At 46.3% G+C, this 24,484-nt stretch carries 24 protein-coding genes; 12 read left to right on the top strand and 12 right to left on the bottom strand.

Annotation, left to right across the window (positions count from 1 at the left end; translation table 11 throughout):
* Window positions 1-6 precede the first annotated feature (6 nt).
* The 4 genes from LX87_RS03395 (at window position 7) to LX87_RS03380 (ending at window position 3,974) form a co-directional block, all read left to right on the top strand.
* A complete protein-coding gene (locus LX87_RS03395) occupies window positions 7-882 on the top strand; it encodes a glycosyltransferase (protein ID WP_111626748.1) in 876 nt (291 codons plus the stop codon).
* On the top strand, window positions 883-1,716 hold the full coding sequence (locus tag LX87_RS03390) for a 6-hydroxymethylpterin diphosphokinase MptE-like protein (protein WP_111626747.1): 834 nt from the start codon (window positions 883-885) through the stop codon (window positions 1,714-1,716).
* A gap of 87 nt (window positions 1,717-1,803) precedes the next feature.
* Entirely contained in the window at window positions 1,804-3,114 is a 1,311-nt protein-coding gene (locus LX87_RS03385; RefSeq protein WP_111626746.1) for an O-antigen ligase family protein, read from the top strand.
* Between the two features lie 56 nt (window positions 3,115-3,170).
* Window positions 3,171-3,974: a 6-hydroxymethylpterin diphosphokinase MptE-like protein gene (locus tag LX87_RS03380; protein ID WP_111626745.1), complete on the top strand. Its 804-nt coding sequence runs from the start codon at window positions 3,171-3,173 to the stop codon at window positions 3,972-3,974.
* Between the two features lie 91 nt (window positions 3,975-4,065).
* On the opposite strand, the gene LX87_RS03375 is transcribed toward LX87_RS03380, so the two are convergent.
* The 9 genes from LX87_RS03375 to LX87_RS03335 all read right to left on the bottom strand — a co-directional run bounded on the left by LX87_RS03375 (window position 4,066) and on the right by LX87_RS03335 (window position 13,333).
* Window positions 4,066-5,541 carry a capsule assembly Wzi family protein gene (locus LX87_RS03375; protein ID WP_111626744.1) on the bottom strand — a complete coding sequence of 492 codons (1,476 nt, stop codon included), beginning with the start codon at window positions 5,539-5,541 and terminating at the stop codon, window positions 4,066-4,068.
* A gap of 31 nt (window positions 5,542-5,572) precedes the next feature.
* Complete coding sequence (cmk, locus tag LX87_RS03370; protein ID WP_111626743.1) at window positions 5,573-6,304, bottom strand: (d)CMP kinase; 732 nt, start codon at window positions 6,302-6,304, stop codon at window positions 5,573-5,575.
* A gap of 44 nt (window positions 6,305-6,348) precedes the next feature.
* The gene (locus LX87_RS03365) at window positions 6,349-7,140 is read right to left on the bottom strand and encodes a WecB/TagA/CpsF family glycosyltransferase (protein ID WP_111626742.1); all 792 of its coding nucleotides are present in this window, start codon (window positions 7,138-7,140) and stop codon (window positions 6,349-6,351) included.
* 34 nt (window positions 7,141-7,174) lie between these two features.
* Complete coding sequence (gene gmd, locus LX87_RS03360) at window positions 7,175-8,287, bottom strand: GDP-mannose 4,6-dehydratase (protein WP_111626741.1); 1,113 nt, start codon at window positions 8,285-8,287, stop codon at window positions 7,175-7,177.
* 31 nt (window positions 8,288-8,318) lie between these two features.
* Window positions 8,319-9,257 (bottom strand): GDP-L-fucose synthase, encoded by a 939-nt coding sequence (gene fcl, locus LX87_RS03355; protein WP_111626740.1) that lies wholly within the window; start codon window positions 9,255-9,257, stop codon window positions 8,319-8,321.
* Between the two features lie 59 nt (window positions 9,258-9,316).
* The gene (locus LX87_RS03350) at window positions 9,317-10,294 is read right to left on the bottom strand and encodes a UDP-glucuronic acid decarboxylase family protein (protein ID WP_111626739.1); all 978 of its coding nucleotides are present in this window, start codon (window positions 10,292-10,294) and stop codon (window positions 9,317-9,319) included.
* An 81-nt stretch (window positions 10,295-10,375) separates the two neighbouring features.
* Window positions 10,376-11,707: a UDP-glucose dehydrogenase family protein gene (locus LX87_RS03345; RefSeq protein ID WP_111626738.1), complete on the bottom strand. Its 1,332-nt coding sequence runs from the start codon at window positions 11,705-11,707 to the stop codon at window positions 10,376-10,378.
* A 435-nt stretch (window positions 11,708-12,142) separates the two neighbouring features.
* Entirely contained in the window at window positions 12,143-12,883 is a 741-nt protein-coding gene (locus LX87_RS03340; RefSeq protein ID WP_146624417.1) for a tyrosine-protein phosphatase, read from the bottom strand.
* Window positions 12,884-12,907: 24 nt separating this feature from the next.
* The gene (locus LX87_RS03335) at window positions 12,908-13,333 is read right to left on the bottom strand and encodes a helix-turn-helix domain-containing protein (RefSeq protein ID WP_111626736.1); all 426 of its coding nucleotides are present in this window, start codon (window positions 13,331-13,333) and stop codon (window positions 12,908-12,910) included.
* Window positions 13,334-13,629: 296 nt separating this feature from the next.
* On the opposite strand from LX87_RS03335, the gene LX87_RS03330 reads away from it, so the two are divergent.
* The 6 genes from LX87_RS03330 to LX87_RS03305 all read left to right on the top strand — a co-directional run bounded on the left by LX87_RS03330 (window position 13,630) and on the right by LX87_RS03305 (window position 18,374).
* Window positions 13,630-14,310, top strand: a complete 681-nt coding sequence (locus tag LX87_RS03330) for a hypothetical protein (RefSeq protein ID WP_111626735.1) — start codon at window positions 13,630-13,632, stop codon at window positions 14,308-14,310.
* Between the two features lie 95 nt (window positions 14,311-14,405).
* On the top strand, window positions 14,406-15,104 hold the full coding sequence (locus LX87_RS03325) for a PD-(D/E)XK nuclease-like domain-containing protein (RefSeq protein ID WP_111627466.1): 699 nt from the start codon (window positions 14,406-14,408) through the stop codon (window positions 15,102-15,104).
* Window positions 15,105-15,186: 82 nt separating this feature from the next.
* Window positions 15,187-15,534, top strand: coding sequence for a hypothetical protein (locus LX87_RS03320; protein WP_229310533.1), 348 nt, complete (start codon window positions 15,187-15,189; stop codon window positions 15,532-15,534).
* 178 nt (window positions 15,535-15,712) lie between these two features.
* On the top strand, window positions 15,713-16,480 hold the full coding sequence (locus LX87_RS03315) for a pentapeptide repeat-containing protein (RefSeq protein WP_111626733.1): 768 nt from the start codon (window positions 15,713-15,715) through the stop codon (window positions 16,478-16,480).
* A gap of 101 nt (window positions 16,481-16,581) precedes the next feature.
* The gene (locus tag LX87_RS03310; protein WP_111626732.1) at window positions 16,582-17,781 is read left to right on the top strand and encodes a DUF748 domain-containing protein; all 1,200 of its coding nucleotides are present in this window, start codon (window positions 16,582-16,584) and stop codon (window positions 17,779-17,781) included.
* A 65-nt stretch (window positions 17,782-17,846) separates the two neighbouring features.
* Window positions 17,847-18,374: an acyl-CoA thioesterase gene (locus tag LX87_RS03305; protein WP_111626731.1), complete on the top strand. Its 528-nt coding sequence runs from the start codon at window positions 17,847-17,849 to the stop codon at window positions 18,372-18,374.
* Window positions 18,375-18,398: 24 nt separating this feature from the next.
* On the opposite strand, the gene LX87_RS03300 is transcribed toward LX87_RS03305, so the two are convergent.
* The gene (locus LX87_RS03300) at window positions 18,399-18,698 is read right to left on the bottom strand and encodes a putative quinol monooxygenase (protein ID WP_111626730.1); all 300 of its coding nucleotides are present in this window, start codon (window positions 18,696-18,698) and stop codon (window positions 18,399-18,401) included.
* Between the two features lie 140 nt (window positions 18,699-18,838).
* Between LX87_RS03300 and LX87_RS03295 the strand changes: the two genes are divergently transcribed.
* A complete protein-coding gene (locus tag LX87_RS03295; RefSeq protein ID WP_111626729.1) occupies window positions 18,839-19,810 on the top strand; it encodes an aldo/keto reductase in 972 nt (323 codons plus the stop codon).
* A 90-nt stretch (window positions 19,811-19,900) separates the two neighbouring features.
* Here LX87_RS03295 and LX87_RS03290 read toward each other — a convergent pair whose 3' ends face one another.
* Together LX87_RS03290 and LX87_RS03285 are read right to left on the bottom strand one after the other, a co-directional pair.
* Complete coding sequence (locus tag LX87_RS03290; protein WP_229310532.1) at window positions 19,901-22,420, bottom strand: TonB-dependent receptor; 2,520 nt, start codon at window positions 22,418-22,420, stop codon at window positions 19,901-19,903.
* Window positions 22,421-22,894: 474 nt separating this feature from the next.
* Window positions 22,895-23,569: a hypothetical protein gene (locus LX87_RS03285; RefSeq protein WP_111626727.1), complete on the bottom strand. Its 675-nt coding sequence runs from the start codon at window positions 23,567-23,569 to the stop codon at window positions 22,895-22,897.
* Window positions 23,570-23,832: 263 nt separating this feature from the next.
* Here LX87_RS03285 and LX87_RS03280 point away from each other — a divergent pair, with 263 nt between their 5' ends.
* Window positions 23,833-24,396 carry a Crp/Fnr family transcriptional regulator gene (locus tag LX87_RS03280; protein ID WP_111626726.1) on the top strand — a complete coding sequence of 188 codons (564 nt, stop codon included), beginning with the start codon at window positions 23,833-23,835 and terminating at the stop codon, window positions 24,394-24,396.
* Window positions 24,397-24,484: the final 88 nt, after the last annotated feature.

Here is a 24,484-nt window from a genome sequence, read left to right as displayed (position 1 = left end):
CCTAACATGAAAGCATCCATTTTGATAAACAATTATAATTACGGAAAATATATTGAAAAATCAATTCTTTCTGCGCTAAACCAAACCTATAAAAATATCGAAGTAATTGTATATGATGATGGCTCCAAAGATGACTCTATTAGCAGAATAAAAAAATATTCAAAAAGTATAGAAATTATAGCAAATGAAAATTATGGAAAGGGGCACTGTTGGAATCAAATTAATGCTATAAATCAAGCTTTTAAAAAAAGTAGTGGTGATATAATATTTTTGATGGATAGTGATGATTGTTTTTTTAAAGATAAAGTTGAAAAAATAGTCTCTATTTTCGAAAAATCACCAAATGTCATTTATGTTCAGCACAAATTTGAACTTGTTGACGAAGAAGATAACATATTACCTTATGAGAAAAGGCCTTTTTTTTCAGACATAAATGTCTTAAATGGTATATATTTCACAAAAAGGCTGGACTTTTTCTTTACTCAAACAAGTGGCCAATGCTTTCGAAGATCATTTTTACAAAAAATATTGCCCTTACAAGAAGATGAGCTTTCTTTAGTATGTGTTGATGTGAGATTAACTAGATTAGCTGCATTCGAAGGTGATATTATCTCATTGCAAGATAAACTCACATCATATAGAATTCATACAAATAACCATTCTGCTGCCTTAAAAAACAAAGAATATTATACAGAGTTTGAAAAGCAACATATAACTTTTTTCAATAATTTAGCTCAGAGTTACAATTTTCCACATTTTCAAAAAAGTAGCAACATTATATCATACTTCCGGGTATTACAACTCCTGCTAAAAAGCAAGATGAAAACAACCCAAAAGTGGTGTTTCTTAAAAGATTGGTACAAATCATACGCACATAAATAAATGCAACCTTTAGAACAATTCGACCGAATACAAAGAGCAAGTATTAATCCATATTTTAATGCGCTTTATTTAATCAAAAGCAGATTAATGTGGGATTTAAACCCTTATTCATGGTCTTCTAGAAATAAAATGAATAAACTTAAAGACTCGCATATCGGCAAAAAAGCGATTATCATTTGTAACGGTCCTTCTTTGAGAAAAGTAAATTTTGATTCTTTAATTGGATCTGATGTTTACTTTTTCGGATTAAATAAAATTAATTTAATGTTTGATGAGACCGCATTCCGGCCAAATGCAGTGGTTGCCAGTAATTATTTTGTAATTGAACAAAATAAAGAGTTTTATAATACAACCGATATTCAACTATTTTTAAACTCAGACAAAAGTGCACTAATTCAGAATAGAAAAAACGTCATTTTTGTCAATTACTCAAGCATCCCTAGAAAGTTTGCCCGAGATTGTAGTATGTCATTATTTCAAGGGCATACAGTTACCTATACAGCAATGCAGTTGGCATTTCATATGGGGTTTTCCGAGGTTGCTCTTATCGGTTGTGACCATCACTTTGAAACAAAAGGAGTATCTAATAAAACCGTAATTGCTGGTGAAACTGATCCAAACCATTTCCATCCTAAATACTTCGCAGATGGTGTAAAATGGGATTTACCAGATCTTTTAGGCTCTGAATACCATTATGACTTAGCTGATAAAATTTACAAACAATTCGGCAGAAAACTAATCAATTGTACAGAAGGAGGTAAACTAGAAATATTTGAAAGGATGCCATTGGACGCGTTTATTATTTCAAACAATCAACCAAAAAAATTTATATAATTAATGAATAAAAATACCATAATTTATTTCATTAACGTTATGTATCTTTATTATTTGGCAAGTAATTAGTTTTTGATATCACACAATATGAAAAAGTTTGGAATAGCATTCTCTCTAACGCTTTTGGGTTTTGAAAGCTTCACAAACAATATTGTAATAAAATTAATACCATTACTACTATTAGTATTATTATTACTTTATAATATTTTTAATCAAAAAAACAAAAGAAGAATTACCCCTCCACCATACATATACATATTATTGTGTATTATAATAATGGGTACTATTCGGAATAATCATCCTAACTCAAGTATTACACATGAAATATATAGGCTCTCATGTTTTTTATTAGTAATAATAACATTTATACAGACTATAAACACAACAACCATTAAATTAGAAAACGACCTCCATAAGTTGTTTTATTGGACAATTTACATACCTATATTTATTTTAATTTTAATAAATATACTTGGACATCTAATTGGGCTTACTTCAATTAGAGACATGGAGGTTAATTTAGGTGAGGCATTAATTCTGTCAGAATTTGGAATACATGTAGATAGGGTCCTTTTCCCTTTTGCAATTGGATTCAACTCGTATTCCATAATTGTTGGAATATTTTTGTTACTTAGTATTTATAGTTTATTATTTTATAACCGCTATAAATTAATCACTATAATAGGCTTTGCATTGTCAACAGCAACTTTACTATTAATTGACACACGATCTGCCTTATTATATCCATTTATTTTATTGCCAGTTGTATTTTATATCAGAAAAAAACCAAAAATGCCTTCTTTCATTTGGGCGACTCCTCTAATTATGATTTTCGGGTCAGCATTATTAATGACCATATTGACATTTGCCGTTAAGATACCTGAGTTAGCCTTTCTCGGAAGATCGTCTACTGATTTTGAAACTGGAAACTCTAGGAGTTTTATATGGCTAATTTCATCATTAGAATTTATCAGTTTTAAACCCATTCATTTAATCGGTTATGGAGAATACGGCCATTATAAATCTGGTGCATCTTTAGAGTGGTCTAATATATTTGGACAATGGGGTGACTCTTCCGACTTAATTACTCCACATAGTGTTTTCTATTCGATTCTATTCGATTATGGTTATATTGGCTTATTATTAATTATTATATTTCAATACAAAATAATATCCCTAATAAGTAAGTATTGGAAGTCGAGCACCACAACTTCAATACTACTGGCATTAATTTTGTTTTATTGGAACCTTATAGGTGTCACTGAAGCTGCTTTTGGTTTCTATACACCTAATATATTAATCCTTCTAATTCTATTTTCTATATTTGCTCATTCACAAGATTCGCTCAACAGCAATCACAAAGAAATCACATTGCCAAGTATTAAATATTCGGCATGATGGGTTTCTTTAAAACTCAAAATAATAAACATTGATAGATTTAAATAAGTATAATCATGCGAATCAAGCTTAGAGATATTACAATAACTCGGATTGTTGAAGCAGTCGACCGGAGGGTCAACAATTTGCCTCATTTGCAGGGTTGGAACTTCTCTCCAGAAGGTAAATCGAATCGGTCCCGTCTTTTACAATTCAAAGATAAACATAAAGGCCAACGCTGTTTTATTATCGCAAATGGCCCCAGTTTGTCTGGCATGGACCTCTCTCCGTTGAAAAATGAAATTACCTTCGGGATGAATCGGTTATATCTTATTTTTGATAAGATTGGTTTTATTCCTACGTATTTCAGTGTGATTAATGAACTCGTTATCCAGCAATTCGCTAAAGATTTAGCAGCATTACCTTCTACTCTATTCTTGAATTGGAGTGAGCGAAACTTATTTGAACAGAGCCCATCGATAAATTATCTTCGCAACTACTTCGACCTAAAAGATAAGTTTTCCCGCGATATAACCCAGGGTATTTATTCTGGAGGAACGGTTACTTATGCTACCTTGCAGCTAGCTTATTACATGGGCTTCTCAGAAGTTTATATTGTTGGGATGGATCATAATTTTGTCGATAAAGGTCGACCTAATGCAACTGAACTCCGCAAAGATTCCGAAGATAAAAACCATTTTCATCCTGACTATTTTCCGAAGGGCATGAAATGGCAATTACCGGATTTGTACCGCTCGGAATTGGCATACGCTCAGGCTCGTCAAAACTTCGAAAGTAATGGCCGAAAAGTCATTGATGTTACTGTTAATGGAAAGTGTACTATCTTTGAAAAAGGCACTTTTAGTGATTTATTTAATTAAATTGATCGCTGGTAACTGCTTACTATTAAAAAAGGCTCCGAAATCGGAGCCTTTTTTAATAGTAATGAAAAATAACGGATTTAAACTAATTTCATTTATTACCCCAGTTTTTTCGCAAACTTACCCAGCCACCAAGAGCATTCTTATATAGATTTCCCTGATCAAACGCAATCGCGGTTTGTAGTTCACTCCCTCCCAACCAGGCTAGTGGCCAGGTTAACCAAACACTACCGGAAAACTGATGCACCAACTGTCCAAACGGGTTTCTGAATATACCATAATTACGGCTTAGGGAGAATCTCGATTGAACTCGAACTCCCGAGGGAAAAATACCCGACAAACCTAGGTGGAAAAGCTGTACACGGTTATTCACGATAGACAAGGTATATTTTCCCGGTCTGTTTTGCCATTCTGGCTTCACATCCTGACGCCGACTTATAAACGGAGTTCCGAGAACACGGTTTTGGTGCGTCCATCCGTTCAGGTATTGAAAATTATTAAAATAATCATCAATACCTTCATACAATCGGCTACCGATCTCCAATGTACTTCCACTCTGGCTCATCGTTGTTAAGTATTCGAACAGAACCTGATTGAATTGAAAAGAATGGGCAGGCCCCGTTGGTCGTCGTTTCAACCTGAAACCGTATAACCCATCTGGCAGATTGACCAAAGCAACGCCAGACTTATCCTCAAAAGGGTGTTGATAGTAAGCCAGCGCTTCCCAATGAGCCAATGTTAGTTCCGCTCCAATATCCATGGAGCCCACATGATTCCCGAATTGATTGACAAGATCATGATTAGAAAGATCAGCAGCGTTTGCTGGCTGCTTGGCAACTATAATGTGCAGATAATCGTTGAAAGAAGACGGTAGTTTACCGCTTGTAGCATGATTGGTTCCCAAGTAATTGGATCGCCCCCCCCATTGGACAGCATGCAAAATCCCCCCATATAGCTTTACCTTCCAATGCGGTTTACCAATTCGCCCGTAAACTGCTTTTTTATGCAGAAAGGAATTCCGAATTGAGTCGGTGTTAGCAAACCAGCCATGCGAAAAAAAAGCATTGATGGCGACTAAGTCCTTTGTAAAACGCAGGGGGACAAAACCGCGGGTACCGATCTGAATTTTAGGAATCGGAAGTGCATTGCCCGACCACGCATACGAACCGGATGATAAGGTGGTATCAACCAGCCCCAGTACTTCCTTACGACGACCGACAATCAATTCAACCGAACGATGTCCAATGCTGGCATAAGCTTCCGGCAAAAGCATTGGGCTCCGTGAGCCAGCATTGGCAACAACCTCTGCACTATAACCCCAAAACCACCCGCGGGTGGTTGTATCCCGACTAAATAAAGCCGAAGTTCCCACTCTTACCGTGCCAGCTGGGGCGACTAATGGAACTGTGCCAAACTGATTGGCTCTGAACCAAAAAGGCGTCTGACGGCCGGATGAAGCCATAACCCCTATTTCTGCCGAATACTGAATAGACGATATCCCCGATTGCTGGGCGTACGAGCCGCAACCAATTGAAAAAAGAAGCAGAGTCAATAACGGAGTGCGCATAGGGATGGAAAACCGGAGGTAATCAGGCTACCTACTGCTGCGTACTTGTCGCATGAGCCAAATTCATTATCGTTGTTCTTGCTTGTGCCACAACCCAGGTTACCTGTTCGTGAATCGCCAAAAATGAGGTGTCAAGCAATTGGGCATCGTCTGCCCGTCTCAGAGGACTCTCGATACGGGTAGTATCCAAATAGTCCCGTTTTTTTATATTGCCAATAATATCCTCTAGCTCTACTATCTCCCCTTTTTCCCGTAACTCAAGCTGACGGCGTTGGGCCCGAATTATTGGATCAGCATTCATAAATATTTTGAGCTCGGCTTTAGGGAACACATGTGTGCCAATATCCCGGCCATCCATCACGACCCCCCGCTTATTTCCCATCATTTGCTGTTGAGTCACCATGGCTCTGCGTACCTCTGGAATTGCACTGACTTCGCTGACCGAATTAGCTACATACTGCTTTCTGATTTCCTCTTCTACATTCAAGCCATTCAGATAAGTCTCATTACATCCCTTTACTGAATTATAATTAAATTCAATATGAATGTGCTCTAACGCATCTTGTATAGCCCTGCTATCAGTGAGTAAAATATGGTTCTGTAAAAAATAGAGCGTAACCGCTCTATACATGGCTCCTGTATCGATGTAGGCGTATTCTAGCTCGGCAGCAACCTGTTTCGCGGTTGTACTTTTACCGCAACTGGAATACCCATCAATTGCTATAATGATTCGATCAAAGGGGCAGGTCTTATCAACTACCATCACGTTACAAGGATCAGATTGCGAATAAAGCATAGAGGTCGGTATTATGAATGGATTGATGTCTTATAAGGAGAATGATGGTTGCCGTCAATTAATTGCTTCATCAAATACCAAGTATATAAGCTATTAGTTACTGCATACCGTTTGAATAGACGTCGGGGTTCCATAATGAACCGAAATAGCCACTCCAGACCCGCACGTTGCATCCATTCCGGCGACCGTTTTACATCTCCAGCTAATACGGGTAATGCTCCACCAATCCCTAACAACACAGCAGGGATTCGACCGCGCATTTTAGCCATCCACATTTCCTGCTTAGGGCATCCAAGCGATACAAACACCAATCCAGCTCCTGATTGGGTAATTTGTTTAACTACCTCCTCATCTTCTTCTGGGGTAAGCGGTCTAAAAGGAGGAGATAATGTTCCTGCAATTTTTAACTTTGGGTATTTCTGACGGCATACGTCAATAGTCTGTTGCAAAGTTTCAGGAGTTGATCCGTAAAAAAATACAGATACATTTGTTTCTTCGGCATTTTGCAACAAATCGGGTAGCATATCTAAACCTGTAGCCCGGTTTTGTTTTACACCATATAGCCATTGTAGGCTCCATAACAAAGGCACACCGTCACATAAGACCCAGTCGGCTCCGTTTACCGCTTCGGCAATACTCGAATTGAACTTTGCCTCAATAGTCATATGAACGTTGGCAAAACAGACAGAACCTGTCTGTTTTGCCTTTGCCGCTGCAATGATTTCATCCTGAAATTGTCGATAGTTACCTAGAGAAAGATTTAGGCTTATAACTGTTGCCCGTTTTTTCGAGGTTAGTGACATAATTTAAGCGGATTTAACGTTCTAATATCTAGTCTTATTCATAATAATTAGGCACCAGATGGCCTTCGCCGGCCAGCAACTGATCCCGCCGGAACAAGGCTACATCCGCCTGCATCATGTCTTTGACCAGACCCGCCAGGTCGTATTTGGGCGTCCAGTTCAGCTTCGTCATCGCCTTGGTCGGATCCCCCAACAACAAGTCCACTTCCGTCGGACGGAAATACCGCTCATCGATGCTGAGCACTTCCTGACCCACCGCGACGGGAAAGTCCGGATTCGACGCACGCACCACATACGCCTTCTCGTTGACACCTTCCCCCTTAAATTCCAGCTCCACGCCTATCTCGGCAAAGGCCATCTTGACAAACTCCCGGATCGAGGTCGTCACCCCGGTTGCAATTACAAAATCTTCCGGCTTCTCCTGCTGCAGAATCAGCCACATGGCTTCCACATAATCCTTGGCATGACCCCAGTCGCGTAGCGAGTCGATGTTGCCCAGAAAGACTTTGTCCTGCAAGCCCAACCCAATGCGGGCCACCGCCCGGGTGATCTTCCGGGTTACAAACGTCTCCCCCCGCAGAGGTGACTCGTGGTTGAACAGAATCCCGTTACAGGCATACATCTCGTAAGCCTCCCGGTAGTTGACCGTGATCCAGTACCCGTAGAGCTTGGCCACCGCATAGGGTGACCGCGGATAGAACGGAGTTGTTTCCGACTGGGCATGGCCCTGCACCCCCCCATATAATTCAGAGGTAGAAGCCTGGTAGATGCGCGTTTTCTTGGTCAGCCCCAGCAAACGAACCGCTTCCAGGATGCGCAGGGTGCCGATGCCATCGACCTGAGCGGTGTACTCAGGTTCATCAAAGCTCACCCGCACATGCGACATGGCCCCCAGGTTGTAGATCTCATCGGGTTGTACTTCCTGGATGATGCGGATGATGTTGGTCGAGTCCGACAGGTCACCAAAGTGCAGCTTGAAGCGCACGTTTTTCTCGTGGGGGTCCTCGTAGAGGTGGTCGATGCGTTGGGTATTGAACAACGAGCTCCGGCGTTTGATACCGTGCACTTCGTAGCCTTTTTCTAATAGTAATTCGGCCAGATAGGTACCATCCTGACCAGTTATTCCCGTAATTAATGCTTTTTTCATATGTGATTGCTTAATTCAAGTTGTCTAGTTACTACACATATACTTCCTGGTTAGCCAGGAAATCCTGATAGGTGTCGGCAATACCGGCTTTTAAGTCGATGCGGTGCTGCCAGCCTAGCTCATGCAGCCGCGAGACATCCATCAGCTTACGAGGGGTGCCATCGGGCTTGTCGGTGTTCCACACCAGCTCGCCTTCAAAGCCGACGGTTTCTTTGACCAGCTCAGCCAGCTCTCGGATCGTTACATCCTGGCCCGTACCGATGTTGACAAAGAGCTCCTGATTGTAGCTCTCCAGCAGAAACACACACGCATCGGCCAGATCATCTGCGTGCAGAAACTCCCGCCGGGGAGAGCCCGTGCCCCATACCTCTACAAACGGCTCGTTGATTAGCTTGGCCTCGTGAAACTTGCGGATCAGCGCCGGCAAGACGTGCGACCCGTTCAGATCGTAGTTGTCATTGGGACCATACAGGTTGGTGGGCATGGCCGAGATAAAGTTACAGCCGTACTGGCTGCGGTAGGCTTCACAGAGCTTGATGCCGGCAATCTTGGCGATGGCGTACGGCTCGTTGGTCGCTTCCAGATACCCACTCAGCAGGTACTCCTCCTTCAGGGGCTGGGGCGCCAGCTTGGGATAGATGCAGGAAGAACCCAGAAACAGGAGTTTTTTGACCTGATTCTGGTAGGCACTATGAATGATATTAGCCTCAATCAGCAGGTTATCATACAAAAAGTCGGCCCGGTAGATGTTGTTGGCCCAGATCCCGCCCACTTTGGCCGCGGCCAGCAGCACATACTCGGGTCGCTGCTCGGCAAAGAAGTCGGCGACGGCCGCCTGGTTGCGCAGGTCGAGCTGGGCGGAGGTGCGGGTGATGATGTTATTGTAGCCCTTGTTCTGCAAACAACGAACCAGGGCCGAGCCTACCATGCCCCGATGACCGGCTACATAGATTTTTGAGTCTTTTTTCATTAATTATTTACTTGACGATGAAGCCTCCCATCGTTTATATCTTATTTATCAATCTTTTATTAAGTTGTAAATTCCCGATGATAAGCAGCCTTATAAAGTTCTTCTTCCGGCAAGCTCTTGAAATATTCGTAAGTAATCCGTAATCCTTCCTCCCGCGATACTTTAGGCTCCCAATCCAGAATTGCTTTCGCTTTGCTGATGTTTGGCTGACGTTGCTTGGGATCATCGGTCGGCAACGGCTTATAGACCACTTTTTGGTTGGTTCCCGTTAGTTTGATAATCTCTTCTGCAAACTCTTTAATGGTTATTTCAACCGGATTACCAATATTTACCGGCTGCGGATAATCACTCAGCAGCAGACGGTAAATACCTTCGACCAGATCATCGACATAGCAAAAGGAACGGGTTTGGCTGCCGTCGCCAAAGATAGTTAAGTCTTCACCCCGTAATGCCTGACCGATAAAAGCTGGCAATACCCGGCCATCGTTCAATCGCATCCGCGGGCCATAGGTGTTAAAAATGCGAACAATGCGCGTTTCCAGACCGTGGAACGTATGGTAGGCCATCGTCATCGCTTCCTGAAACCGTTTGGCTTCATCGTATACTCCACGCGGTCCGACGGGATTGACATTGCCCCAATACTCTTCAGGCTGTGGATGAACCGTCGGATCACCGTATACTTCTGATGTAGAAGCAATCAAAACGCGTGCGTTCTTAACCCGGGCCAATCCCAGACAATTATGGATACCCAGCGAGCCGACTTTTAAGGTCTGGATTGGAATCTTTAAATAATCAATCGGACTGGCGGGTGAGGCAAAATGTAGAATGTAATCCAATTCGCCCGGAATATGGATAAACTGCGAGACGTCGTGGTGGTGGAATTCGAAGTTGGAGAGCGGATACAGATGCTCAATGTTACGGATCTCTCCCGTAATGAGATTATCCATAGCGATAACATGATACCCTTCCTTAATAAATCGATCACAAAGGTGAGAACCCAGAAAACCCGCTCCACCCGTTATTAAAATGCGCTTCATGTAAACCGCTAAAAAAGTTTATAACGTTGAGTAAGTAAATCTGCCTGCCGAAGTCAGTGTTCGGCAGGCAGTAAGTCTTAATTAAGCCGGTTGATTGACTTCCGTCCCGATGGCTTCCCGCCCGATGCTGTAGTAGGTGTAGCCCAACTCCTTCATCTGATCCAGCTCATACAGGTTCCGACCGTCAAAGATCACCTTGTTCTTCAACAACAACGCCATCTTGCCAAACTCGGGGGTGCGGAACATCGGCCACTCAGTCATGATCACCAGCGCATCAGCATCATCCAAGGCCGCATATGAGGTGTGCGCATAGGTGATCTTGTTGCCCAGCACTTGACGAACGTTCTCCATCGCTTCCGGATCATACGCCGTCACCTTCGCACCCGCAGCCAGCAGCGCCTGAATGTTCTCCAGAGCCGGAGCCTCCCGGATGTCATCCGTGTAGGGCTTGAAAGCCAGCCCCCACACCGCGATCGTCTTGCCCTTCAGATCTCCGTTGAAGTGCTCATTGATCACCGGCAAGAGCTTGGTCTTCTGCTGGGCATTGACTTCCATGACCGACTTGAGGATCTTGAAGTCATAGGCATACTCCTGGGAGGTCTTGGCCAGGGCCTGCACATCCTTGGGAAAGCAGCTGCCCCCGTAGCCAATGCCGGCAAACAGAAACCGCTTGCCGATGCGGCTGTCGGTACCGATGCCCCGGCGGATGTCATCGACGTTGGCCCCCACCTTCTCACACAGGTTGGCAATCTCGTTCATGAAGCTGATCTTGACGGCCAGAAACGAGTTAGCCGCATACTTGGTCATCTCCGCCGAACGCTCATCCATGAAGATGACGGGGTTACCCTGGCGCACCAGGGGAGCATACAGCTTAGTCATGATGACCTTGGCCCGCTCCGACTGCGTCCCGATTACCACCCGGTCGGGTTTCATGAAGTCTTCGATGGCTACGCCTTCGCGCAGGAACTCGGGGTTGGACACCACATCAAACTCCACCTGAGCCGCCAGCGAGATGTACTCACGGACTTTCTCAGCGGTGCCCACCGGCACGGTACTCTTGTCGACGATGACGGCGTAGTCTTTCATGATCTGCCCCAGGTCGCCGGCCACTTTGAGGATGTATTTCAGGTCAGCCGAACCGTCTTCGCCGGGAGGGGTGGGCAGGGCCAGAAAGATAACCTCAGCGCCTTCGATGCCTTCGGCCAGTTGGGTGGTGAACTTCAGGCGTCCTTCGGCGGTGTTTCGGTTGAAGAGCACATCCAGGCCGGGTTCATAGATGGGGATGATGCCATTGTTGAGTTTTTCGACCTTACGCTGGTCGATGTCAATACAGGTAACCTGGTTGCCGGTTTCGGCAAAGCAGGTGCCGGTCACGAGTCCCACGTAACCGGTACCCACAACTGCAATTTTCATAACATTGAATAAATAAAATAATATAATATGCCTAATAGCAGGCGAACGGAAAAATCCTATACTTTATGACCGTTCGATAGTGGATCGTTAGCTGATTTAGCACGTTAATAAACGGCTAAAATCAGACAACCATTTAGAAATGCCATTTTATCATTGTTCGTTTATCTATAAAAGATGTTCGTATGTTCAACTTTATAAACTACAATAATTTTGGCGTAGACAGAGAAGATAAACTGGTATATTATAATTACAATCCTTATCGGATAGAACTATATTTTTTAAAATGTGCGGAGTGGAAAATTACTTATAAAGCTTTTCGCTATTTAACAGACAAAGGAACAAAAACTATGCCGGACTTAAAAGCTCCTTAAATAAATATAAAAACATGACCCTAGAATAATAAAAGCCAATAGCAGGCTTAAAAGTTACGGGCAATTAAAGCAATGAAGAATTCAGAAAGGTGTGCGATTGGAGCAAGGCCATTTCTTTGGATTGAAGTAGCTGCGTCAGTTTCTCTCCATCTCGAATCCGGTGTAAATCCGAGCCAACAAAATCAATCAGCGACTCTTCAAGCAACTGCTTGGCTTGCTGCTGAGCCCGGCTTCCATATTGCCCAACCAGCGACAGAAGGTTCAGCTGCAACATACAGCCCTGCTCTTTCAGCTTATGGAAACGTTCGGGATGGTCTTTTAAATAAGAATACCGTTCGGGATGCGCTAGAATGGGCTGGTAACCTCTGGTCTGAATCTGAAAGACAATATCGTCCAGATTCATGGGCGCAATGGCAAACGATAACTCAACCAGTACATAGTTTGGGCCAAAGGTCATTAGGTTGTTGGCCTGAAGCTGCGTAACAAAATAATCATCAATGAGATATTCAGCCGCTACGTCGACCTGGATGGTCAGGTCTGTTTCGGCCATCGCCTGACGGAGTTCGTCCAGACCGCGCCGGATAATATCACTATCGTTGGGGTAGTAATCACGGATTATATGCGGTGTTGTTATTACCTTTTTATAGCCCAAGGCTTCAAAAGTCCGCAGACAGGCTAAAGCCGTTTCAAGGTCGGGAACACCATCATCAATCCCGGGAATGAGATGCGAGTGAATATCAACACCCAGAAAACCAAAATCTGAAACCGTGGCCTTTTCCGGCCGACGCTTAAAAAATGAGAACATAGATTCAAAGGAAGCCATCTGTCTTCAATCAGCCTTTTGTGGGCTAATCCGACCGGTGATTAACGTATTAGATTGATGACTTTTTTGACGAACAACCTGTTCGAGTTCCTGCCGAAGCAAGTCGTTAGTCTGTTGCAACAAAGCTACACGTTCGTTTAACTGAAACAAAAGAAACTCCATATTTCGCAGCCGGTCATCCAACGTAATCGCCGACAGGGGCGTTTGCGGCAACGTGCGAAACATAAGCCCTTCGCCCCGTAGCAGCCAGTCGGCATTCACATCGGGGTAAGTCTGTAATATTTTCTCTAACGTTTCATAACGCGGTTTCAGTCGACCATGCAGAATGTGGTACACTTTCTCTCCCCGTTTTTCACCTAGTTGCCGGGCAAACTCCAGTACACTGATATCCAACGCATCAATTAGTTGCTGTAAACGGTCACCAATAGGCATAAGAACAGTAACAACTTACACAAAAGTATGTAATTTTTTATCCCACCTTAGTATACCCTGTCTCCCCAAGGGTTGCTACGTATACTTAACAACCCCTGAATATAATAGAAGAAGAAAGGCAAAAAAGCGAATTTTATAGGATGTATCAATTAAAATAAGTTTCCTGCAATCTTTTTGTGTATGATTTTGTATTATACATAAAAGTATGTATATTTAAAGTTAAATATAAGCCCTATAAAAAGGCAAAAGGGATCGCATAGCGGTCCCCCTGTCCGAACAGTAAACAACAAATACTAATGAACACACAAAAAAACAACACCGGCGCAACAAATCAAAATGGTTTGGAAGTGAAACTTTATCAGAATGTTAGCAAAGCGACAGATGAAGCCGTTAGTAATTCAACCATCGGTCCGTTTAAATATCTGGAAGGACACCCCCGCCAATACCGTTTTGACGCTAAAGAAGGCATTTTTAACATTAATGGAACCGAAAAACTGGGTGGGTCCACGAATGGCCAAACCCTGACTTTTCAGCCAATTGCCTGGCGCATCTTTACTGATAATATTTTAAACATGGGCACCAAAAATTGGGCCGATTTTTTTTTCATCGACGAAAAAAACTGCGTTTCGGCCATTTTGTTCCATGGCTACTCGGTCGATAACATCTTTCGGCTGATCGAACCCCTGTTTTATGATGACCTGACACTGGCCGATGTGGTGGTGACGGCCACCGCCGAGCGGAAAGAAAATACGAAAATTCAGCCGAAGGGTGTTTACTACGTCGCCAATTTTAGTTACAAACTGGCCGATCCCGAGCAGACAAAAAAACTGAAGGCTTTCGGACAGTCCACCAAAATTTTCCGCCAGGAAACTCTGACGGACATTGCTACCATTAAAACAGCTTACAATTATTACAACCCGTTTAATAACCCCGGTGAAGAGCTGCTGACCGGCAACGGAATCCATGTGCTGAATTAGTAAATCATCGCTGGCCAGCGTTTGGCAGACGCAGCAACGCACCTCCCTAAACGCTGGCTGATTACTTGTTGTATTTCATGAAAAGCAATCCCGTTATGATTACCGAACTCATCGACTACCGCTCCATTCCACGCGTCTCAAATTCCGATCTGACCCGTTTGAAAGAAGAGTTTCTGGGAACCAACCGATTTATTGGACAACGGGCGCTACAATTCGGCCGGGCCTTCCATTCGCATCTGCTGGAACCCGAAAGTGTGGGCGGAATTATCGAGCAGCTACTGCCCGACTTGAAACCGATTGAATCAGGCCGGCTGGAGCAACTGACGGAACAAGTCCGACGCGATTCGTTCTGCCGTCGTTACCTCCGGAAATCAGAACGCGAACGGGTGATTCTTTTTACCGACCCGCTGACCGAACTGGCCTGCAAGGCGCGACTGGATATGGTCTACACCAGTCCTAAAAGCCGCAATGCGCTCATTCTGGATTTTAAAACAACCTCGGCCCGAACACAAAGCCAGTTCCTGCAAAGTTGTTACGACTATGATTACGACCGGCAGGCGGCTTTCTACATCGACGGCCTGCGCCACGCCGACAGCCGGGAGTGGGACCAAACGCGTCAGATTCGGTTTGTCCTGATTGGGGTTCAGAAGCAAAAACCACACCGGCTTTTTGCCATTGAGGCTACGTCGATTCCGGATTTTGTAGAGTATGGTCGGAAGAAATACCGTTTCTGGCTTCGCAAATGGAACGAACAACAGCAGAATGCTACGCCCTGGCTACGGCAGGCATCGTAAACTAGCTGAAAAAAACGCACCCAAAGGAACAACGATTTTATAACCAGCGTTTTAGCTATATACAATGATGACAGACAAGACAGTGATAACAATTCCTGCCGAACGGTCTGCGTTGCATCCCTTATTTGATTGGGGAACCGACGGACTGGTTATCTGGATCGAAGAACTGGACGGTTTTGGCAGCTTGATGGCTTACATCGACGAAGCGTTGGCGCAAGTTGCCTTCGCTATTGAACTTCAGACGGGCTGGGACCACCGCACCGATGGTCATACCTACCACCCGCTCTACGGGTACCGGCTTCTGCTCCGTGATGCCACGGGGCTTTGGTACGCCATCCGGCTGGACGAAGCCGGAAAATTCGCTGAGTTTGTACCGCTGGAAGAACTGGATTACAGCACCGCTTACGAAAAAGCGATCTGGATTCCGTAAAACTCCTAAAATCAATTACCAATAACAAAAACGCCCTGACGCAAATCAGGGCGTTTTTATTTCTAGGATAACGAAAAGCTAACCAATTACTTAAAAACAAATCAGGTCAGTCTGTAACCGGTCATGCAACCTTTTCGGGGTGGTTGTCATCATTATTGAAAATTAGATCCTCTCCCAAATGAAAACACTACTAACGGCCCTGCTGCTGGTTGCAACCTCTCTACTACCCTCCTGGGCACAACGCACGGTTGCTGCCAAAGAAATTCTGGATAAAATCAACCGTCGCGAAACGGTTTCTTATGAAAACACAATCATCACCGGCGACCTTGATTTGACGGAGCTGGCCAACAAAAAACGGGTGAGCAACAACCGCTGGGCGGAAACTGAAGCGTATGAAAGTACCGTTGAAACACCCGTCACATTCCGGAACTGCACCTTCAAAGGCGCTTTTCTGGCTTATAAAAACCCCGAACCCATCCGCTTGAAAGGCAACGGCATCCTGTACGCTACCCATTTTAACGAAGCCGTAACCTTCGAAAACTGCACGTTTGAGCGGGAATCGGAATTTAAATACTCGGATTTTAAACAACGTGCCGTGTATACCGGCTCCAGTTTCCGCAAAGAAGCTAATTTCAAATACGCCAAATTCCGGGCAGCCGTTGATTTTAGTGATGTTCGATTCGGAGCATTGGCTAACTTTAAATACACCGCCTTCAAAGAAGATATCGCCTTCCGCAAAGCCCGTTTCGAAGAGTATGCGGATTTCAAGTATACCAAGTTCAACGAGGGCGCCAGCTTCCAGAACTCGCGTTTCAATGGTATGGCCGATTTCAAATACACTCATTTACCGCGTACTTCCAGCTTTGAAGACACAGTTTTCAGCGGTCCGTCCGATTTTAAATACGCAACCCTCGAGGGCCGCAAATTCTCACCCGCCCGCCGGTAATTCTCGTCCCCACGGACTAAAGCCGACGTAGCCCGGTCCGTGGGAACTTATAACCCTTGCGCCATTTTTTGGTTTTATAAGCAGCATTAACCCTTGTTGCTTTGAAACGATCCACAAAAATTGTCCTGGCGCTGGTTGTCTTGTTGATCGTCGCCAGATTGCTGCTGCCGTACATTGTTTTACGCTACCTCAATAAAATGCTGGCCGACATGGGCTCTTATACGGGCCATGTCGAAGATGTCAATATTGCCCTGATCCGGGGAGCATACCAGATTGAAGACCTGCGAATCCGCAAAATCAACGGAAAAATTAAGGAGCCGTTCCTGTACATTCCTAAAACTGACCTTTCGGTTGAGTGGGAATCTCTGTTCAAGGGCTCGCTGGTTGGGGAAGTGGAATGTTACCAACCCGAACTTAATTTTTCGTTTAGCGATAGCGAACAGGCCAGCCAAACCGGTGAAGAACTTGACTGGACCAAGCTGGTGAAAGATTTATTGCCCATTCAGATCAACCGGTTTGCGGTGTATGGCGGCAAAGTCGATCTGCTCAATCTCTTCGAGGCCACCAAGACCAATCTTTCACTGGAGAAAGTGGCGGTGGATATTCGGAACATTCGGAACGTCGAGGATAACCAAAGCCGTCTGCCTTCTCCCGTTACGGCTTCGGGCGATGTGCCGGGCTGGGGCGGTACGATGAAGTTTCAAGCGGGAATGAATTTGCTGAAAGTGTTTCCGGACTTCAATTATAACCTCAGTTTCAACAACCTGCAATTGGTCAAACTCAACGATCTGGCCCGGGAATACGGTAATGTTGATTTCGAGAAAGGAACGGTAAGCGTGATCAGCGAGATGGCCATGTACGACGGTAAATTTGTGGGTTATTTTAAACCACTGACCAAGGACATGAAGATTTTCAAGTTCAAGGAACCCGGCGAAAAACGCACCGTTGGCCGCTTTTTTACGGAATTACTGGCCGAAGGCGGTCAGGCCATTCTCAAAAATCATAAACTGGATCAGGTAGCCACCCGCATACCGATACAGGGAACCGTTGAGAATACCGAAACCGAAGTCTGGCCCATCATTATCGGTGTATTGCGTAATGCATACGTTAAAGCATTTACCGCCGAATTTGATAATACCGTCACCTTTAAAGATGCGGTTCAGAATCTGAAACAGGATTACAAGGAAAAACGCGCCGAAAAGAAAGCCGAACGCAAAGAACGACGCGAAGCCCGCAAAGAGGAACGCCAGCAGAAACGTGAAGCCCGCAAAGAAGCCCGTAAAAAAGAGAAAGACCGTTGACAAAGCCGGAAAAGCCGTAGCTTAGCAACTGCATGAGGTAGTTTCTTTTGTTCCGATCATCCACTATGCCCCAACCCAAATTTGCCCGTGAGTCGCTGACCACCATGACCGAGATGGTCTTGCCAAACGATACCAATACGCTGAACAACCTGATGGGCGGTCGGCTTCTGCACTGGATGGATATTTGTGCCGCGATTGCCGCTCAAAAGCACTCCAATCGCATCGTCGTTACGGCTTCGGTCGACAACGTTTCGTTTTCGGAACCCATCAAACTCGGTAATATCGTAACGATGCAGTCCAAGGTCACGCGCGGCTTCAATTCGTCGATGGAGGTAAATATTCAAGTATGGGCGGAAGACATTCCGGCCGGAACACGCGTCATGACCAACCGGGCTTTTTACACCTTCGTTGCCGTTGATCAGAACGGACGCCCTATTGAAGTACCGCCGGTTACGCCCGAAACCGACGAAGAGCACGAATTATTTAAAAGTGCGCTCCGCCGTCGGCAACTGCGGCTGGTGCTGGCGGGACGAATGAAACCGCATGACGCAACCGAACTCCGGGCGCTGTTTGGGGTTAACGAGGAAAAATAGGATGACCTTCGGTGGTCTTGTCCTTCAATGACCAGCCGTTTCTATGGTTTCCATCGAAAAGGCCGTTGGCCGGTCGGCGAACAGCACTTTGGTAGCTGCCCAGGTGGCTCTGAAAAGATCAGAACGACGGTATTGCTCCAACGCTTCCGGCGACTCCCAATGGCTGTAGGTAACATAAACCGTCGGCTGGTCGAGATCCCGGAGCAATTCGAGGTGCAGACAACCCGGAAACGCCCGAATCCTTTGCTTCGACGCATCAAAAATAGCCCGGAAATCATCGGTTTTCCCTTCCTGAAAAGCCATCCGCACAATACGAACCAACATAATATTAGTGAAGAGTTAGGAGTTAAGAATTAAGAGTTAAATCTTGCGCGACAAAAATAACCGCTCTGAAAAAGCCGCCTGCGATTTTATCGAAAGGCGTATTAAATTCTTAATTCATAACTCTTAATTCTTAATTGATTATGCAATACCGTACGTTTGGCCGAACTGGCTGGCAGGTGAGTGACATCGGTTACGGCATGTGGGGGCTGGCCGGGTGGACGGGCTCCGAGCGGGAGGAGGTCGATCAGGCGCTGAACCGCTCCGTCGAACTGGGCTGCAATTTCTTCGATACGGCCTGGGGCTACGGGGAGGGACTGAGCGAGCGGATTCTGGGCGATTTGCTGAAACGCTACAGCGACAAACGGTTGTACGTCGCCACCAAAATTCCACCCAAAAACCGCAAGTGGCCGTCTAAACCGGAGTTTTCGCTGGACGATGTTTTCCCGGCGGAGTATATTGTTGAGTACACCGAAAAAAGTTTGAAAAACCTGGGTGTTGAAACCATTGACCTCCAGCAGTTTCACGTCTGGGAAGACGGCTGGGCCGACCGCGACGAGTGGAAAGAAGCCATTACGAAGCTGACCAAAGAAGGTAAAGTGCAGGCCTGGGGGCTTTCGGTAAACCGCTGGGAACCCGACAATTGTCTGAACACACTGCGGACGAACCTGATCGACGGGGTGCAGGTGATCTACAACATTTTCGATCAGGCTCCGGAAGATAATCTGTTTCCGCTTTGCCGCGAACTGAACATCGGCGTCATTGCCCGCGTTCCGTTCGACGAAGGCACCCTGACCGGAACACTAACCAAGGAGACTACTTTCCCGGCGGATGACTGGCGCTCGACGTATTTCGTACCGGAAAACCTCAACGCCAGCGTCGACCACGCTGAAGCCCTAAAGTCGTTGATTCCGGCCGACATGACGATGCCTGAAATGGCCCTGCGCTTCATTCTGAGCAATCCGGACGTTGCCACGACGATTCCCGGTATGCGTAAACTCCGGAACGTGGAAGCCAACATGGCCGCCAGCGACGCCAAAGGCTTATCCCCCGAACTGATTCAGCAATTGAAAGGCCACCGCTGGGACCGTACCCCAACCGAATGGAGCCAATAGGGAGTTAGGAGTTAAGAATTATGAGTGAAGAGTTAAATGCGTCAGCCCACCGCCGGGCGGCCCACTCTTCACTCATAACTCTTCATTCTTTTAGTACGTAAACCGTACGGTTACGCCGTAGGTACGCGGGTCACCCACAATACCGGCATATTGCCCGTAGCTTCCGGGAGCGGCCAGAAGCTGCTCATAGTAATCCTTATTGAAGACGTTTCGGCCCCATACGAAAAACGTAAGCCCGTTCGATGCCCGGAAACCCAGCCGGGCATTGGTCAGTGCATACCCGTCAATATTCAGATATTGCGAAGGCGATGGACTGGAGGAGAACTCCGACCGGAAAAACTCATCAATGCCCAGAAAGTAATTTCCCTTGAGGCCAATGAAGGTTCCTTTGGTGGTTACTTCGCCCCCTACTGAGCCCGACCATTTGGAGATACCGGGCAGCCGACCGCCCGAAATGTCCTTGAAAGCCTGCTCTCCTCCCACTTCTTCCAGGGGCACGGGCGCATTCGTAAACCGCACATATTTACCGTCGGTATAAGCCATAGCGGCATTCAGACTCAGGTTAGGAAAGCGAATATTACCGTCGACCTCGATCCCCTGCACCCGCACTTTTTCCGCATTGGCCAGATAGCCCCGGTTTACGCCCGGCTCCGGCGTCTGTACCTGGGTTTGATAATCTTTGATATCCGAACGATAGACGGTCAGGTTCAATACCGAATTGCGCGACGGCCTGGTTTTCACCCCAACTTCCTTGTGATCCACGTATTCGGGTTTCACGTTGGCCAGATCAATCAACACCTGTCCGCCGGCTGTTGGCAAGCCGCCCACATTTACACCAATGGGCTTATAACCAACAGAATACGTAGCATAGGCATTCGCACTGGCATTGGCTTTATACTGTACAGACACCTGCCCTGAGAAATTTCCCTGCGCATAGTCCGTGTTAAAAGCCTGATTGGTATAAACACCGTTTTTGAGGGCAATCAGGGCCGGGTCGGTAGTTTGCAACCCACCATAGGTCACGCGGCTGTAGTCTACCACCTTTTTGTCGTAGTTATAGCGCACGCCCGGTAAAATATGCAGCCGGTCGGTTACCGCCCAGTCGGCCTGTGCAAACACGGCCAGACTCGTGCTCTTGATTTCGTTGGAAGTGCGGATGCCAAAGTTATCGAATAAACCGGGCGTTTTCCAGAGCGCACTGGTGGAACTCTGGGCAAACCGCCACTGGGCCGAACCGGCTTCTTCCGTCTGCACCGGGTCGGATTTCAGGTCCTGCCAAAGGCCGAATACACCCACTACCCCACTCAATTTCGAAGAAACTCTGCCGGAATAGCGGATTTCCTGCGACCACTGATCGTGCTTCGAGTTACCGGAAGAGATCGTAAAGACCGGCAAACCGATGTAATCGCGGTCATTTAAAGGCGTCCAGATCCAGTAACGCCAGGCCGAGGTAGCCGTCAGCGTTCCGTTCCCGATTTTGATATCGGCATTGACCGAAACACCGCCCAACTGGTTATCTGCCTTCGAAGGCGTATCCAGATCCACAATCCGCTCGAACGCGCTCTTATAGGGAAGCGTGTAGCCCAAATCAGCAATAATGGCATTGAACTGGCGATAAGCGGCCCGCTTGGTCGGAACCACGCCCGCAACCGGCCAGCCGTACCCCGTGGGCTTCTGGTCAGAAACATCGCCGATTACCGTGATTTGCACGTTATCGCTGGGTGTGTACAAAAACTGTCCTCTGACACCGATGTTATTGACGTCGTTGATCGGCAACTGGGTATGCGCGTTGTAAAACAAGCCGTTCCGCTGGGTGCCGGTGAAGGAAACCCGGGCGGCCAGTTTTTTGCTCAATGGTCCTGTCAGCGATCCTTTTGCCTGAATAAAACCGTAATTGCCATAACTCAATTCAAAATTGGCACCGGGCGTGAAACTAGCCGCCCGCGTCGTAATGTTGAACGCTCCGGCGGTGGTATTTTTTCCGAAAAGCGTTCCCTGTGGCCCGCGCAGGACCTCAACGCGTTCGATGTCGATAAAATCGAGCGCCGTGGCTGCCGGACGCGCGTAGTAAACACCGTCTACGTAGAAACCCACGCCCGGGTCAACACCGTCGTTGGTCAGTCCGTAGGTAGATCCCAGTCCGCGAATGTTCAGCGTGGTATTGCGGGCGTTGGAAGCATACAACTGGACCGTAGGCACCAGTTCCTTGAGACGGTTTACATTGAAAGCACCGGCGTCTTCGGCTCGTTGTCCACCGACCACCGAAATAGGAATCGGCACTTCCTGAGCGGCTTCCTGCCGACGACGGGAAGAAATCACGACGTCCTCCAGTTGGGTTGTGTTCGCATCCAGTTTGATCTCGACTCCGCTTTCATTAATTAAAACTTCCTTTTTAAGGTAGCCTATGTAGGATACGATCAGCGTGAATGGTAACCGTTGGCCTGTGATCAGGCTGAAGTCACCGTTTGCGTCCGTTGCAGCGCCGTTGGTCGTTCCCTTGATGGATACCGTGGCCCCAATCAGGGGTTCGCTGGTGCGGGAATCAAGTACTTTTCCAGAAATGGTCGAGTTGATGACGGGGGGATTCTGAGCAAATAGGACTGCGGGCATAAGCACCACTCCTATCCAAAAAACGATTGTGAAAACGTGTCTCATTGTGGTTGTTTTGGTATTGATTCTGTTTGGTAGAGATGATTACAATGGGGTCTTATAGGTCTGACGATGAAGAGGCTAACGGCAGGAATAAATAAACGTCAGCAGCACCGACCGTTCATAGCACCGGGTGTTTTGGCTGCCTGAGAAACAGCCAGACCGGGCCGTTGCCGAAGTGGTAAGACGGTATACGTAAGACGCTGTACTGATTTTTTCATGGGCTTTTAGAAACTATCAATAACTACTTCTCTAGATAGACTATACGGATTTATAGTATTTAAAATCTATTGACTTAGTAGTTTATAACACAAAAAAAGAGTGCCATTCTGCGATTTGCAACGAATGGCACTAAAAGTTTTTGAAAAAGCCCTAATTTCTTTAAAAAATCCAATCACTTAACAACCTCAATCCAACTAGCTCGCTAAACCGGATTTAAGCTACCTTCTTGACCTGCGACCGGCGGTTGGCGCGGATGGAGTCATTTTTAGCGTCTTCCAGTACCGTATCCGAGATGATTTCCAGTTGATGGGCGCGTTTCAGCACGGATTCGAACGGTAAATTAAAGTAGTTGGAAACATCCATCCGGAAACTATCCGGGAAACGCGACAGCCGGACCCCAAAGAAACTCCGGATTTCGGATTCGGGCAACAAAGCGGCCAGCGCCACTTTCTCGGCTTCTACCAGCAGTTCGCTGCGATTGGAATACAAATGATCCAGACCAATAGCGGCCGTCAGAATGTGCAGATAAAGCTGCTTAAAAGCCCCGGATAGCTCATGAGGCAAAATCACCCAGCCCTGCTCCCGGAATTTAGCGGCAAAACCAGACAGGCCCGGCACACCGCGTAGATCGCCCGCAATGATTTCTTCCGGAAATTGCAGCCGGTCATCGGTTTTTGATAACCGGTACACCACCGCTTCAACCGGGCTTTTCTGAAACAGCAGGTCGGCGGGTAACTGCTGGTTGTTTTCCCACTGATCGCTTAGCCTGACAAAAATCGTCTCGTTGACGAGTATGTTCTGAGAATCCCCCAGACTAACAAGCATACGCCGAAACGCAGCCAGAAAGTCGATCTGAAATTGATTCGGGTTAAATTTTGTGCGTCTCATAGCGTTTTGTTCCTCTGGCGTACAACCCGCCGGGGTTCGTGAACATCAAGGAGTTAAATCCCCGAAAAGGGTTATAAAGATACGAAATACCGAACATATTTGCAATGCCCTGTCCGCCCATCCAAACGGAAAAATCAGGCTCTTCCGGATACCAGCCCGTCGGCCCGTTTGCCACCTAACGGTTTTTCTTTTACTTGCGCTCTGATACGTTTACGCTAGCCGATCTAAAACTTAGTCGGGGTTGCTTTCCCTATTTATTTCTGATGGAACTCAATACGTTTTTAAAGCAGCGGGTCGCGCTTTCGCCGGACCTGGAAACCGTACTGGACCAGGCCTTCAAACGGGAACAGTATCCCAAACACCATAAATTACTTCAACCGAATAACCGCTCCCAGAAGGTTTTTTTCATCGAAAAAGGGCTGGCCCGCACCTATTACCTGAAAGACGAAGGCAAGGATATAACGCATTTCTTTTTTGCCGAAAATGCCTTTGCTATGCCCATCGAAAGCATTTTTTACAACAACAGTTCGCCCTACGGCATGGAGTTACTGGAACACAGCGTTGTCCGTTCCATCCACTACTCCGACCTGGAAAAATACATCGAGCAGTCCGACGCCCTGGAAAAACTGATGCGGCTGCTTTTGATCGATGTGCTGAAGGCTTTTTCGGACCGGTTTTATGCCCTACAGTTCCAAACCGCCCAGGAACGTTACCGGATTATGCTCGAAACGTACCCCGATATTCTGCTGCGCGCACCGCTGGGTCATATTGCTTCCTACCTGGGTATTACGCAGCAAACGCTCAGCGTTATCCGGGCGCAGCGGTAAAATAAAACGCATACGCATCGACACCGTACGTTCCTCCCTAAAACCGTTATAGCCAAGCGGAACCGTCGATTAATTGGCTACTCCCATC

The organism is Larkinella arboricola, assembly GCF_003259745.1.
Classification (GTDB): domain Bacteria; phylum Bacteroidota; class Bacteroidia; order Cytophagales; family Spirosomataceae; genus Larkinella; species Larkinella arboricola.
This window is presented reverse-complemented; position numbering and strand designations above follow the sequence as displayed.